At 64.7% G+C, this 14,360-nt stretch carries 13 protein-coding genes; 11 read left to right on the forward strand and 2 right to left on the reverse strand.

Translation table 11 applies throughout. The annotated features are described in order from the left end of the window. Window positions 1-123: 123 nt before the first annotated feature. Window positions 124-279 carry a hypothetical protein gene (locus tag NR187_RS09560; protein WP_165448146.1) on the reverse strand — a complete coding sequence of 52 codons (156 nt, stop codon included), beginning with the start codon at window positions 277-279 and terminating at the stop codon, window positions 124-126. A 235-nt stretch (window positions 280-514) separates the two neighbouring features. On the opposite strand from NR187_RS09560, the gene NR187_RS09565 reads away from it, so the two are divergent. From NR187_RS09565 to NR187_RS09610, 10 genes are all read left to right on the forward strand, one after another. Continuing rightward, complete coding sequence (locus tag NR187_RS09565) at window positions 515-1,498, forward strand: Ku protein (RefSeq protein ID WP_256806341.1); 984 nt, start codon at window positions 515-517, stop codon at window positions 1,496-1,498. Between the two features lie 58 nt (window positions 1,499-1,556). Then, entirely contained in the window at window positions 1,557-1,793 is a 237-nt protein-coding gene (locus NR187_RS09570) for a hypothetical protein (RefSeq protein ID WP_211382946.1), read from the forward strand. Between the two features lie 203 nt (window positions 1,794-1,996). After that, window positions 1,997-2,179, forward strand: coding sequence for a hypothetical protein (locus NR187_RS09575; RefSeq protein ID WP_256806342.1), 183 nt, complete (start codon window positions 1,997-1,999; stop codon window positions 2,177-2,179). 192 nt (window positions 2,180-2,371) lie between these two features. After that, entirely contained in the window at window positions 2,372-2,536 is a 165-nt protein-coding gene (locus NR187_RS09580) for a Flp family type IVb pilin (protein ID WP_211382944.1), read from the forward strand. Window positions 2,537-2,689: 153 nt separating this feature from the next. Beyond that, entirely contained in the window at window positions 2,690-4,231 is a 1,542-nt protein-coding gene (locus NR187_RS09585; RefSeq protein ID WP_256806343.1) for a thymidine phosphorylase family protein, read from the forward strand. Next, window positions 4,228-5,148, forward strand: a complete 921-nt coding sequence (locus NR187_RS09590; RefSeq protein ID WP_256806344.1) for a ribose-phosphate pyrophosphokinase — start codon at window positions 4,228-4,230, stop codon at window positions 5,146-5,148. Before NR187_RS09585 ends, NR187_RS09590 begins: the two co-directional genes overlap by 4 nt. Continuing rightward, on the forward strand, window positions 5,145-6,740 hold the full coding sequence (locus NR187_RS09595; protein ID WP_211382941.1) for an MBL fold metallo-hydrolase: 1,596 nt from the start codon (window positions 5,145-5,147) through the stop codon (window positions 6,738-6,740). The genes NR187_RS09590 and NR187_RS09595 overlap by 4 nt, the downstream gene beginning before the upstream one ends. Before the next feature lie 251 nt (window positions 6,741-6,991). Further along, a complete protein-coding gene (locus NR187_RS09600; protein ID WP_256806345.1) occupies window positions 6,992-8,554 on the forward strand; it encodes a hypothetical protein in 1,563 nt (520 codons plus the stop codon). Window positions 8,555-8,726: 172 nt separating this feature from the next. Then, window positions 8,727-9,722 (forward strand): glycosyltransferase family 2 protein, encoded by a 996-nt coding sequence (locus tag NR187_RS09605; RefSeq protein WP_211382939.1) that lies wholly within the window; start codon window positions 8,727-8,729, stop codon window positions 9,720-9,722. A gap of 8 nt (window positions 9,723-9,730) precedes the next feature. Further along, the gene (locus tag NR187_RS09610) at window positions 9,731-10,414 is read left to right on the forward strand and encodes a class I SAM-dependent methyltransferase (protein ID WP_211382938.1); all 684 of its coding nucleotides are present in this window, start codon (window positions 9,731-9,733) and stop codon (window positions 10,412-10,414) included. Window position 10,415: 1 nt separating this feature from the next. On the opposite strand, the gene NR187_RS09615 is transcribed toward NR187_RS09610, so the two are convergent. Continuing rightward, the gene (locus NR187_RS09615; RefSeq protein ID WP_211382937.1) at window positions 10,416-11,861 is read right to left on the reverse strand and encodes a hypothetical protein; all 1,446 of its coding nucleotides are present in this window, start codon (window positions 11,859-11,861) and stop codon (window positions 10,416-10,418) included. A gap of 757 nt (window positions 11,862-12,618) precedes the next feature. Between NR187_RS09615 and NR187_RS09625 the strand changes: the two genes are divergently transcribed. Continuing rightward, window positions 12,619-14,253: a thiamine pyrophosphate-requiring protein gene (locus tag NR187_RS09625; protein WP_211382936.1), complete on the forward strand. Its 1,635-nt coding sequence runs from the start codon at window positions 12,619-12,621 to the stop codon at window positions 14,251-14,253. Window positions 14,254-14,360 lie beyond the last annotated feature (107 nt).

The following is a 14,360-nucleotide window of genomic DNA, read 5'->3' on the forward strand; positions in this document are numbered from 1 at the left end:
TTGGTCGTATCCGTCCTCTGGCGCAGACGCGACTGCGCCCGCCAAGCCTGCCGGACGGTCCGGCGGCATGGCGGGCGCAATGTGCCGCGTTACGCGGCGAATAGGAAGGCGTTCAGTCCGTCGTCAGGTCCGGAAGAACACGAACCAGATGACGGCGAGGATCAGGATCGCAAGCCCGGTTGATATGGCCAGCAACGCTGCCACCGACGGCCCGGGCTCGCCCTGGCGCGCTTCGGTCGCAGTTTCCACGATCTGGTGTTGGTCTCGCGTGGTTGCCATGGTGACCTCAATCTCTGGCTGTCGCGTCGGAAGGCCGCGACCTTCTCGCGGCTTGATGTCCCGTGGCAACGCGTGATTGGATGTGATGTTCCGGCTTTTTGCCGCTCGCAATTTGGCAACCGCACGCCCAGCGGTCGGTTAACGCAGTTGCAAGATTCCGTACTGAGCCATGTATGATTCGGTGTTCCCCGATGGTATCTTCATAAGTCTGTCCCCGTTGCGTTTGGAGTAGCCCATGGCCCCCCGCGCCAATTGGAAGGGTTTTCTGCGGTTGTCGCTCGTGACCTGCCCGGTCGCGCTCTATCCCGCCACCTCGGATACCGAGAAGGTTTCCTTCAACCAGATCAACCGCAAGACCGGCCACCGGATCAAGTACCTCAAGGTCGACGCCGAGACTGGCGACGAGGTGACCTCCGAGGACATCGTCAAGGGCTACAAGGTCGACACCGACACCTACATCGAGGTCACCAAGGACGAGCTCGACGACATCGCACTCGACTCCACGCACACGATCGACATCGACGAGTTCGTGCCGAAGGCCGACATCGACAACCGCTATCTGATCCGCCCCTATTATCTCGTGCCCGACGGCAAGGTCGGTCACGATGCCTATGCGGTGATCCGCGAGACCATTCGCAGCATGGACAAGGTCGCGATCGGCCGCGTGGTGCTGACCAATCGCGAGCACATCATCGCGCTGGAGCCGCTCGAGAGCGGCCTGATGGGGACGCTGCTGCGCTACCCCTACGAGGTCCGCGGCGAAAAGGAGTATTTCGACGACATCCAGGACGTGAAGCTGACCAAAGACATGCTCGACCTTGCCAAGCATATCGTGGAGAAGAAGTCCGGCGCGTTCGAGCCCGAGCTGTTCGAGGACCATTACGAGACCGCGCTGATCGACCTCATCAACAAGAAGCGCAGCGGCACGCCCATCACCGCGAAGGCCGCGCCGAAGACCGGCGGCAACGTCATCAACCTGATGGACGCCTTGAAGAAGAGCATCGCGAACGAGAAGGACGCCGCGCCCGCAGCGAAGGTCGCCAAGGAGACCGTCAGGGAGACCGTCAAGGGCAAGAAGCCGAAGAAGCGCGTCGAAGGCCAGCGCGAGATGCTGCTGCCGATCTCCGGCAAGGGCGGCAAGGACGTCGCGGCAAAAGCCGCTCCCAAAAAGGCCGACAAGCCGGTTCGCGCGCCGGCGCGGGCGAAGAAGGCTGGCTAGCAGCAGGCATCTTTCGACCTCGCCGTGATGTCTCCCCTCGCCGATCGGCCGATCTGACATGCCCTGGTCGGCCGCGTTCGACGATCCCATTTCCATGCGCGGCGGGCGCAAGCTCCGGACGCTGCAAGAGGCTGCCGACCACATCATGCGGCTGCCCGAGGATACGCAGCACGCGAGCCACTGGCAGACCGCGATCGAGACCCTGATCAACGCGGCCGAGACGGGCGGCGGCTGGATGATGTTCGCCCGCATCGCGATGTTGCGGGCGCTGCACGCTGAGCTTCGTCGCAAGTGAGCGCGGCGCCGGGCATAACCTCCGCACCGTCGCCGAGCAGCCCTGGGAACAGGCTCAACAATCCGTTAAGCCCTGCCATCGTTTTCGGCGCCCGCCTTCGATTGCGGCGGCGGCCCGTAATCGTACGGAAGACAAAATTAACCGTCGGTTCCCGCCATGCACAGCATGGTCGCCCCTCGATTGAATCCGGGGGTTGCAGGCCCGTGCAGCAGCAGGACGCCAAAAAGAACTACATCGGCATCGTGAACGACACGGCCGAGCAAGAACGCCTCGCCGGCAGCTCCGCGCGCGCGCAGCCGCGCGTGGTCAGCTATCTGGTCGGACGCCTTGCAGCGGCCCTGAAACGCCCCGGCAAGGCCGCGCCGGAGCGCCCGATCCCGTCCTGAGACGAGACGACGACATCACCAAATCCGCGCCAATTGTGTGACGAAACCTTAAGTCAATCGGTGACAACATATGAAACGGCAGGGAAGGACGATCCGACCTGCATTTTGACGCGCCCGCGAAAACTTAGTGAATCAATTTACCATTCCGAAAACGGCACCAGCCTACGTTGGACGGATGAACAGGAGTTGACGATGACTTTGCTCAGGTCATTTCTTGCCGATGAATCCGGTGCCACCGCCATCGAATATTGCCTGATCGCCGCCGGCATCGCGCTCGCGATCATCACCGCCGTGAACAACACGGGCAGCGCACTCCTCAGCGGCAAGTTCAACTCGATCAGCGCGGCTGTGAAGTAACCGGCAAACTTCCGGCCCGATGCACCTTCTGACATCGGCGAGACCGCGACGGCACGCGGGCCTGCCAGCGTGGCAGACCATGATCTGGGTCAACAGCAGCGGCACTGCGACGGCTAAGCATGGAGGCCAAGCTTCCTTCCTGCCGGCCCGTCCATGCAAGCAGACATCCCGCACTCCCAACTGAAAATCCGCCGCGTTCGCCTCGATACCGGCCGTGAGAACGTCGTCGTCATCTCCAGGCAATCCAAGGCATTGCGCGCGGAGATCTTTCGCGGCTTCAGCCGCGTCGAGCTCCGTCTCGATGGCAAGGTACTGCTGGCGACGCTGCTGATCACGGACGACGATACCTTGGCGGCCCAGGACGAGATCGGCCTCTCCGAGCCCGCATTCCACCGTTTCGCCGAACCGGTCGGCGCGCTGGTCACGGTGACGCCCGCCACGCCGCCCGAGAGTCTCGAAGCGGTGCGCGCGAAGATCCACGGCCGAACCCTGAGCCAGGCCGAGATCAGCGCGATCATCAACGACCTCGCGCATTATCGCTACTCCGACATGGAGATCGCCGCCTTCCTGATCGGTTCGGCGAGCTTCATCACCAGCGATGAACTCTTGGCCCTCACCGGGGCGATGGCCCAGGCCGGCACGCAGCTGGTGTGGCCGGACCCTGTCGTCGTCGACAAGCACTGCATCGGCGGCATTCCCGGCAATCGCACCTCGATGGTGGTGGTGCCGATCGTCGCCGCGCACGGCCTGCCGATCCCCAAGACCTCCTCGCGCGCCATCACCTCGCCCGCCGGCACCGCCGACACGATGGAGGTTCTGGCGCGGGTGAACGTCGGCGTCGAGGAGATGAAGGCGATCGTGTCGGCCTGCAACGGCTGCCTGATCTGGGGCGGACACGTGAACCTGTCGCCGGCCGACGACGTCCTGATCTCGGTCGAGCGCCCGCTGAGCCTCGACACCCGCGAGCAGATGGTCGCCTCCATCATGTCCAAGAAGATCGCGGCGGGCTCGACGCACCTGCTGATCGACATTCCGGTCGGGCCGACCGCGAAGGTCACCGGCGCCGTCGACGCCATGCGGCTGCGAAAGCTGTTCGAATTCGTCGGCGACCGGTTCGGCCGCACGGTCGAAGTGATCACGACCGACGGCCGCCAGCCGATCGGCAACGGCATCGGGCCGGTGCTCGAGGCCAATGATGTGATGGCGGTGCTCGGCAACGAGCCGGATGCCCCGCGCGACTTGCGCGAGAAATCGCTGCGGCTGGCCGCCCATCTGCTGGAATACGATCCGAAGCTGCGCGGCGGCGCCGGCTATGCGCGGGCACGAGAGCTGCTCGAGAGCGGCGCGGCGCTGAAGCAGATGCAGAAGATCATCGACGCCCAGGGACCGTCGACATGCAGCACCGAACTGGGATCGCTCGGCTTCGACGTCAAGGCGGCGCATGACGGCACGGTGTCCGCGATCGACTGTCTGCGGCTGAACCGGCTCGCCCGCACCGCCGGCGCACCGCTGGACAAGGGCGCCGGGATCCGCCTGTTCAAGAAGATCGGCGACCGCGTCGAGCAGGGCGAGCCGCTCTATCGCGTCTACGCCTTCGACCGGCCCGAGCATGATCTGGCAGCCTCCGCCGCGGCAGCGGAAAACGGCTACGCCGTCGATGGTCACGACACCCTCCCGGGCAAGACGGCGTCGTGAGCACCGTCGCGTTCCAGACCCTGCCGTTCGGCACCGAGGCCGCGAAGCGTCTCGCGGCGCGGCTTGGGATTGCCTGCGACGAGATCAGCCTGCACCGCTTCCCGGACGGCGAGCTGCGCGTAACGGTCGCGCCGGCGGCCGACACCACCATTCTCTATGCCGCGCTCGATCAACCCAATGACAAGCTGATCGCGCTGCGGTTCGCCGCGGAGGCGCTGCGACGCGGCGGCGCAAAGCGGCTGGTCCTGGTCGCCCCCTATCTCTGCTACATGCGGCAAGACATTGCGTTTCATGCGGGCGAGGCCATCAGCCAGCACGCCATGGGCGCTCTGCTTGCGGAGATCGTGGATCGCGTCGTCACCGTGGACGCGCACCTGCACCGCACGTCCGACATCGTCGCCGTGTTTCCCGGCATCGAGGCGGAGAACCTGTCGGCAATGCCGGCGATCGCGAAAACGCTGGCGAAGGCCGGCATCGATCCGGCAACCGTCGTGATCGGCCCCGATGCCGAATCCGAGCCTTGGGTGCGAGACCTCGCGAAGCGGCTGGACTTGCAGCACACGGTCGCGCGAAAATTGCGGCGCGGCGACCGCTCCGTTGAGATCGACTTTGCCGACGACACCCTGCTCGCGGGGCGGCCGGCGCTGATGGTCGACGACATCGTCTCCTCCGGGACGACGCTCATGGTCGCAGCGACGACATTGCGAGCGATGGGCGCAAGCGCCGTCGATTCGGTCGTGACGCATGCGCTGTTTCAGCCCGCGATGATCGTCGCATTCGCCGATGCAGGCATCCGCTCCATTCGCTCGAGCGACAGCGTGCCGCATCCGACCAACGCGATCGCGCTCGACGAAATTCTGGCCACTGCCCTCGAGCGCGAGCTCAACCCGACACCTCCGCCGGAGACGACGACATGAGCGTGACTGTTCGATTCTGCGGCGCCGCCCGCACCTTGACCGGCTCGAGCTACCTGTTCCAGACCGCGAAGGGGCGCTTCCTGGTCGATTGCGGCTTGTTCCAGGGACAGAAGACGCTCAAGGCACTCAACTACGGCGCCTTTCCCTTCCGGCCCGCCGACATCCAGGCGGTGCTGCTCACGCACGCCCATATCGATCACAGCGGATTGCTGCCGAAGCTCGTGCGCGAAGGTTTCGACGGCCCGATCATCGCGACGCGCGGCACGATCGACCTCTGCTCCTGGATGCTGCCGGACGCCGGCAGCATCCAGGAGTCCGAGGTCACGCAGCTCAACCGGCGCAATGTGGCGCGCCGACGGAAGGAGGTCGCCCCGATCTACACGCAGGCGGATGCGACGGCATCGCTGCAATCGTTCCGCCCGATCGACTATGAGCGCTGGACCGAGGTGATCCCCGGCGTCCGCGCGCGCTACTGGAACGCCGGCCACCTGCTCGGCTCCGCCTCGATCGAGCTGGAATTCGACCGGGACGGCCGGGAACGCCCGTTGCGCGTCCTGCTCTCGGGCGACGTCGGGCCAGAAGCAAAGCTGCTCCAGCCCGATCCCCAGGCGCCGGTGGACCTCGACTATGTCATCTGCGAGTCCACCTATGGCGACCGCGTGCGCGCAGTCACGACGCCCGAACAACGCCGGCAACACCTCGCAAGCGAGATCCGCGACGCGGCCGCGGCCAAGGGTGCCCTTCTGATCCCCGCCTTCGCGGTCGAGCGGACCCAGGAGCTGATCGTTGATATCGTACACCTGATGGAACGCGGCGAAGTTCCGGCGGCGCCGATCTTCCTCGATTCCCCGCTCGCGATCCATGCGACCGAAGTCTTTCGCCAGCATGCCGCGAGCCTCGATTCCAGCGTCGACGTCGATCGCCTCCTCAACTCTCCGCATCTCAAATTCACCGAGACGGTTGCCGAGAGCAAGGCGATCATGCGCCTGACCGGCTTTCACATCATCATCTCCGCCAGCGGAATGTGCGACGCGGGCCGCATCCGCCATCACCTCAAGCGCTGGCTTTGGAACGAGCGCGCGACCGTGCTCCTCTGCGGCTTCCAGGCGCACGGCACGCTCGGCCGCTTCATCCAGGATGGCGCCAAGGCCGTGCGGATCCAGGGCGAGGAGATCAGGGTCGCCGCACGCATCCGGGTGATCGACGAATATTCCGGACATGCCGATGCCGTCGGCATCGCCGGCTGGATCGCGGCGCGCCGCCCGATCGCCCGCGGCCTGTTCCTCACCCATGGCGAACAGGATGCGATCGCCGGTCTTGCCGAACGGCTGGGCGAACGCATTCTTCCGGCCGCAAAGATCTATCAGCCGTTGCTCGACGACATCTACGAGCTCGAGGCGCCCGAGCCGCGCGTGCTCGACGTCGACCATCGCCGCCGGCTGGCGCCCGAGGCCGTCACGCATCTCGACTGGCACAACGAAAGGTCGGAGCTGATGCTCGACATCAGCGACAAGGTCGCGGCCGCCGCCGACGACCGCGCCCGCGGCGTCATCATCCGCAGGCTGCGGCGCGCGTTGGAGGAGAATGAGTAGAGCGACGCGAGATGAGATTGAAGGCCATGAGCCGGGACCCATGCCAAGGCGCACTTGCCACGCTAGCGGGGTAAAATTGCCCCTCCGTTAATGCGACGGCCCAAACACGGCGGAGTTTCCGTTTCCCTGATGTTGAGCGCAAGGCAACGACGCTCAATTGCTGCGTGACGCTTGTTCTTTACGATGTTCGCGCTATGGCATTGTGTCGTGCTCTTGCGCCAAGAGCGTAAACTCAAATCCCGCGGCCCGACATGGTGACTTCCGATAGGCCAATCCTGACAATCCGGGCGCGTCCTGGCTCGGACCGATCCGTGGCGATCACCGTTCTTGCCGTGCTGGCGGCCGTCTCGTTCCTGCCGGTGCTGCTGACCCCTATTCCCGCGATGGTCGATTATCCCAATCACCTCGCCCGCATGTATATTCTGAGCCAGAACGGCACCCCCAGCGCCAATCCGCATTACGAGGTGGCCTGGGCGTTCTATCCCAACCTTGGAATGGATCTGCTGGTCCCGCAGTTGGCGCGGCTGATGAGCGTCGAGAACGCCACACGGCTGTTTCTGCTGCTGAGCCAATTCCTGATAGTCGGGGGCGCGCTTTTGCTCGAACGGGCCCGGAAGGGACGGGTCCATCTCGCCGGCTTCGCTGCGCTCGCCTTCCTTTACTGCCTGCCGTTCAGCTGGGGCTTCGTGAACTTCGAGTTCGGACTGGGCCTCGCGCTCTGCGGCATCGCCGTCTATCTGATGCTGGCAGATGGCCCATGGCCGCTGCGTTTCGTTGCCAACGTGGTCTTTGTCGCCGCCCTGTATGCGGCGCATTTCTTTTCGCTCGGCATCTACGGCGCGACGCTTGGCCTCTACGAGCTCTGGCGCATCGGCCACCGGCGGATATCGTACCGCGACACAGCGGTACGGCTCGGCGCGCTGGCCATGCCGGCGCTGGCTCTATTCGGGGTCATGCACATGACCGCAGGCTCGATCGGAAGCGAAGGCACGAACTGGTTCCTCGAATTCAAGCCGATTTGGCCGCTCCGCATCATGAACGGCTATAATCTGACGGTCGCGGCAACGACCGGGCTGGTGCTGATGATCGCGCTGCTCTTCGCCGCAAGACGTGGCTTTCTCAAGCTCGAGGCAGCCGGTATCTGGATCGCGATCGGCTTTGCGCTCCTCTACGTGGCCATTCCCTCGAAGCTGTTTGGAACCTCGTTTGTCGACCTCCGCATGATTCCCGCAGCGGCACTGATCCTGCCGGCATTCTGTTCGCTGTCGCTGCCCAGCCGGGCATGGCGAATGGCGGCGCTCGCGGCGATCAGCGGCGTCATCCTGGTCAACCTCGCCGTCGTGCTCGCGGTGTGGCTGCCTTACCGCGCCGACTTTGCGGCTATCGTCGCCTCGTTCGACAAGATCGATCGCGGCTCACGCGTCCTCGTCGGCAGCACGGGCGACAATGGAGATCCGCCCTTCGCCGACCTGACCTCGTATCCCATGTATTATGCGCCAACGCTGGCCGTGCACTATGCCAACGCGTTCGTGCCCAATTTATTCACGGAAGCGGGCAAGCAGCCGGTGCGGGCGCGCGAGACCGTACGCCGTCTTGCCATTCCCTACGGAGGACCGGTGCCGGCAGACCTGCTTGCCGCGATTGCGACCAGCCAGCCGCCTGCAGACGTGCCGCCCTTTGTCCGCACCTGGTACCGGGATTACGACTATCTCTATATGCTTGGACCGCCGGCCGCGAACCCGCTTCCCGATCTGCTGGAGGTGCTGGACACGTCGGAGCGATTTGTTCTCTACAGGATCCGCCGCAGGTCCTAGACCGCACAGCGTGGTTAATCGGGCGTCACCATCCGGCTGCGCCTCCCGGCTCTCGGGCGGGTCGACCGGCTGCATCGCCCCAGAGCCCTAGATCCTTAACAGTTGCGGCAAGGCCGCCTTAACCACCGACGAACTAAACTCCCGCTCCTTGAACCGAGTTGGGCTCTTCCGCATGGCGGCCAGTTTCAGATCGATCCGCTACAGCCTCGTCATCCCCGTGTTCAACGAGGAAGCCGTGCTGCCGGTGCTGCTACGCCGGCTCGAACAGGTATTGTCCCGGCTCGACGGGCCGGCCGAAGCGATCTTCGTCGACGACGGCAGCAGCGATTCCAGTTCGATCGTGCTGCGGTCGCTCGCCACGCGCGACCCGCGGTTTCGCTATATCGGCCTGTCGCGAAATTTCGGCCATCAGGTCGCCATCACCGCCGGCATGGACGCCGCGCAAGGTGACGCGATCATCGTGATGGATGCCGATTTGCAGGATCCGCCCGAAGTGATCGAGCAATTGATCGCAAAATGGCAGGAGGGCAACGACATCGTCCACGCCCGCCGCCTGTCGCGCGAAGGCGAAAGCCGGTTCAAGCGTGCGACCGCGCATCTGTTCTACCGGCTACTCGGCAAGATGTCCTCGGTCGGCATCCCCGCCGATGTCGGCGACTTCCGCCTGATCGATCGCAAGGTGCTGGACGCACTTCGGCAGATGCCGGAGCAGGACCGCTTCGTACGAGGCATGATCGCCTGGCTGGGCTTCCGCCAGACCGAGGTCGCCTTCCACCGCCTCGAGCGCGCGGCGGGCGAGACCAAATATCCGCTGCTCAAGATGGTGCGGCTCGCGATGAACGCCGCACTCGGCTTTTCCGATCTGCCCCTGCGGTTCGCAATCTGGTGCGGATTGACGGTCTCGGGACTCGCGCTGCTCTACGGCGGCTGGGTGGTCGTGTTGTGGCTCAGCCAGGACAGTCACCTTGTGACCGGCTGGTCCTCGACGATCGTCGTCGTGTCCCTGCTGTGTGGAATCAACATGCTGATGACGGGCATCGTCGGGCTTTATGTCGGCCGCATCCATGCCGAGGTGAAACGACGCCCGCTCTATGTGGTGCAGACGCGAGCCGGCTTCGATCGCAACGAGGCGGCGGACGCACCGGCGATCCACGCCGTCAACGAGTGACCCGGCGCATGACCGAACTCTTCGACGGCTATCACGACAATTATCGTGAGGTGGTCCAATCCTCGATCGACTTCTCCGGCCTGCCGCATCATTTCTTCATGCGCGCGAAAGCCGATCTGCTGCGTGATCTGATCGCGCGGCGGCTGGACGCGAAGAAGCCCGAAATGCTCGACGTCGGCTGCGGCGTCGGCAGCCTCCATCCCCTGCTGCACGGCATGGTCGGCCGCTTGAACGGCATCGACGTTTCGTCGGCCAGCCTGGCGCAGGCTCGGGCTGACAACAGTGCAGTCGACTACCGCGAGTTCGACGGCCGCACTTTTCCTTTCGACGACGCCAGCTTCGATCTGGTCACGGCGGTCTGCGTGATGCACCATATCGCGCCGCGCGAATGGCCGGATTTCATCGCCGAGATGCGGCGCGTGGTGCGCCCCGGGGGGCTCGTCTGCGTGATCGAGCACAATCCGTACAACCCGTTGACGCGTCTTGCCGTCGCGCGCTGTGAGTTCGACCGGGACGCCGTCCTGCTCAGTGCCGGCACGACGCGAAAGTTGATGGCTGCGGGCGGCTTGCGCGAGATCGGCGCGCGCCATTTCCTGCTGCTCCCCTGGGACACCAAACCGGCGCGGCGTCTGGAAGATGCCCTCAGTGGCGTGTCGCTCGGTGGCCAATACGCCGCCTTCGGGACCGCTTGACCTATTTTTGCGGCGCATCTCGCCGCTTGTGCACGACCGCCACATCGTCGCTGTAGACGCGCTGCCATTCGGGCAGCCGGTCGAGCAACGCGACCGCCGGCGTCTTCGGCGTGAGCAGCGTCGCGCCGATCTTGTAGTCGTCAAGCAGCTTGAGAAAATCGCCGAGGTCGACCAGCGCCACGGCACGATTGTAGCGGTTGATGAACGCCCCGCCGAACAGTTCGCCGCGACCGTCGATGAAGGTGGGAATGCCGGCAAAGATCAGATAGCCGCCGAAGGAATAATCGTTGAGCACGGGCCCCGTCCTGGCGAGGTCGGCTTGAGCGATGGCAGCCGCAGGCGTGATGATCGGAGCCGGCCGCACGTCGCGCGCCAGGGCCGCGCCGCTCATCACGACCAGCACTCCGAGCGCGGCGACACCGAGGCCGCGCGACGTGCCGGCGGTATCCTCCCCGGCCGGTCCGCCGAATTTCCGCCCGAGCGGGGCCGCCAGATAGAGCGGCGCCAGCAGCGCCAGCAGGTCCGCATTGCGGATCTGCGCCAGCGCGAAATGGAGCAAGCCGATCACCACCAATGCCCGCACGACCGGCAGCGTCACGCCGCGCGAGAGCGCAAAGATGCCGCCCAGCAGCAGCAGTTCGAAGAAGCTGATATGGCTGAAATCCTGCGGTCGCCATTCCGATATCCAGCCGAGCGCCTGGCCGAGGCCGAGCGTCGTCAGCGGCATCAGCAGCGGCTCAGGCCCATGGGGCGTCAGGCAGGCCGCGGCGACCGCGAGAGCCGTGAATGGCAGCCATCGCAGCACGACGCGCGGCCATTCGCTTCGCTTTGCGTTCAGCAGCGCCTCGAGCCCCACGGGGCCGATCAGTCCAAGCGCCAGGATCACGCTGCCGTGCAGATTGGCCCACAGCACCAGCAACGGCAAGGCCCAGTATGGCGGAAGCCCTCCGCGATCCATGCAGCGCACCAGGGCAGCTGCCCAGATCACCATCAGCGGCAGCACCAGCACGTGTGGCCGCGCCAGCATATGCGGTGCGAGCAGGATAACGGCCGCGATCACCATCAGCAGCGTATGGGTCGGCGAAAGCTCGCGCAGCAGGAAGAAGGTGAGCAGCCCGAAGGCGAGCGCTATCGCGGCGGCGGCGAGGACGACGACGCCCGGCCAGCCGCCAAGCGCATAGGCGCCGGCATAGATGACCTCCGAGAGCCATTCGAAGGTGATCCAGTGCGCGCCGCGCATCGAAAAGGAAAACGAGTCGCTCTCCGGCAACGCGCCATGCGCGATGATCCAGCGCCCGATCTCGATATGAGAGTAGGTGTCGGGATCATTGAGCAGCCGTGGTCCGAGGATCAGCAGCAGGACATAGACGCCGACGCTCACCATCCAGGGCAGCGCCGCGCGCGCCGAAAACGGTTGAACCTCGCTGTGGACGACCTGGTCACTCATGGCGAGCGCAAATTAGGGCGCAAGCGTTAAATTCTTCTTCGAAGTTCACCGCCCGTCCCAAGGCGGGATCGAAATCGTTACCCTCCATGAACCATGTTCCGTCCGACGAACGCGCGAGTTCCCCATTTCGGCCAATTTTGACGGCCATCGGGCTGCTGATATTGTCCGCCGCGGCGTGGCGCGACCAGGCCATTGAACCAAAGCTGTTTGAGGATGCGGATGAGACGCGTGACGTTCCTGGCTCTCGGCCTCGTGTTTGCCGGCGTCTGGTCGCATGACAGCGCGAGAGGACAGACCTCGGTCGCCCCTCCGGTGTCGCTTGCTCGGCCCGATGCATCCCCGCCGCGCGCGGGTGCCAAAAATTCCAGGAAGCATCCAGCGGCATCCAGCCGAGAGGCTTCGCCACCCGCGATCGGCGGGCTTCCATCGGCGCAGACTCCAGCCACCGACTATGATGGCTTCAGCGCAGGCACCGTCGATGACAATGACGCCGCCAGTCAGGTGACGCCGCCTGCCGGTTCACGCACAGCAAAAGGCCTCGCCGGCCAGTCATCGTTCGATGAGGAGGATGAGGCGCTGAGGCGAAGGCTGACGATCTGCAAAAACTGCAAATAGGAATTTCGTGGCCCGGATCGCGGCTCGCTGCATAGCTGACCTACCGCGACTATCCTCTGCCCGCGCTTTACCCTCCTCCCATTTCCTGATCCTCTCTCCCTAATCGGCCGGACCAACCGGCATCGCCAGGGAGAGAGACGCCATGAAGCTCGGCACCGCGATCGCGGAAATCATGAAGCGTGAGGGGATCGAGATCCTCTGCGGCTATCCGGTCAACCATCTGATCGAGCATGCGGCGAAAGCCGAGATCCGGCCCGTGATGGTGCGGCAGGAGCGCGTCGGCATCCACATGGCGGATGCGATCTCGCGGGTGACGTCCGGGCGTTCGATCGGCGCGTTCTGCATGCAGCACGGGCCCGGTGCGGAAAACGCGATGGGCGGCGTCGCACAATGCTACGGCGAATCCGTGCCCGTGCTGGTGCTGCCAATGGGCTATCAACGCAGGCTTGCGCATATCGAGCCGAACTTCAATTCCAGCGAGGCGATGAAGCCGTTCGCGAAATCCTCCGAGCCGATCATCCTTGCTGCCGAGGTCGCCAATATCTTTCGCCGCGCCTTCACGAAACTGAAGAACGGCCGCGGCGGTCCCGTCATCGTCGAGATTCCCTCGGACATGTGGAACGAGGAGGTGCCGGAGCCGCTGAACTACACGCCGGTGCTGCGCACCCGCTACGGTGCCGATCCCGTGCATGTGAAGGAAGCAGCAGGCCTCCTGGTCAACGCCAGGCGTCCGGTGATCTATGCCGGCCAGGGCGTGCATTACGCGCAGGCCTGGCCGCAACTGAAACGGCTCGCCGAGCGGCTGGCCATCCCCGTCACCACCAGCTTGGGAGGCAAATCGTCGTTCCCGGAAACCCACCGGCTCTCGCTCGGTTCCGGCGGCCTCGCGGTCCCGCGCGCGGTGCCGAAATTCCTCGCTGAAGCCGACGTCATCTTCGGCATCGGCTGCTCCTTCACCGAAACAAACTTCGGCATCGCGATGCCGAAAGGCAAGACCATCATCCATTCGACGCTCGACCCCAACCACCTCAACAAGGATGTGGAGGCGACAATAGGCCTCGTCGGCGACGCCGGGCTCGTGCTCGACGCGCTGCTGGAGGAGATCGGCAGGACGATCACTGCGGATCGCGATGCATCCGCGGTCACGGCCGAAATCGCGGCCTCGCACAAGGAGTGGCTGGCCAAATGGATGCCGAAACTCACCAGTAATGACGCGCCCTTGAGCCCCTATCGCGTGCTGTGGGACCTGCAGCACACCGTCGACATCAACAACACCATCATCACGCACGATGCCGGCAGCCCGCGCGACCAGCTCTCGCCGTTCTGGAAATCGGTCGAGCCCCTCACCTATCTCGGCTGGGGCAAGACGACGCAGCTCGGCTACGGCCTCGGGCTTGCAATGGGCGCCAAGCTCGCAAAGCCCGACAAGCTCTGCATCAACGTCTGGGGCGATGCGGCGATTGGTTTCACGGGCATGGATTTCGAGACCGCGGTACGCGAGCGCATCCCGATCATGTCGATCCTGCTGAACAATTTCTCGATGGCGATCGAACTGAAGGTGATGCCGGTTTCGACCGAGAAATATCGCTCGACCGATATTTCCGGCGACTATGCCGCGATGGCGCGCGCCTTCGGCGGCTACGGCGAACGGGTGACCAGGCCTGAGGACATCATCCCCGCGATCAAGCGCGGCATCCAGAAGACGCAGGAAGGCACCCCTGTGCTGCTGGAGTTCATCACCAGCAAGGAGACCGAGGTGTCGCGGCCCGGCACGTGAGCCCGGCCGGTTTTGGCGGCAAACCTTGCTGTCGCAGGCGCTGGCCCCGGCCGCAGGAGATATGATAATCCGCCTTGGTGCCGCGAACGTCGCGGTATCAAGCCGGA

The organism is Bradyrhizobium sp. Bra64, from assembly GCF_024519875.1.
Lineage (GTDB): Bacteria > Pseudomonadota > Alphaproteobacteria > Rhizobiales > Xanthobacteraceae > Bradyrhizobium > Bradyrhizobium japonicum_G.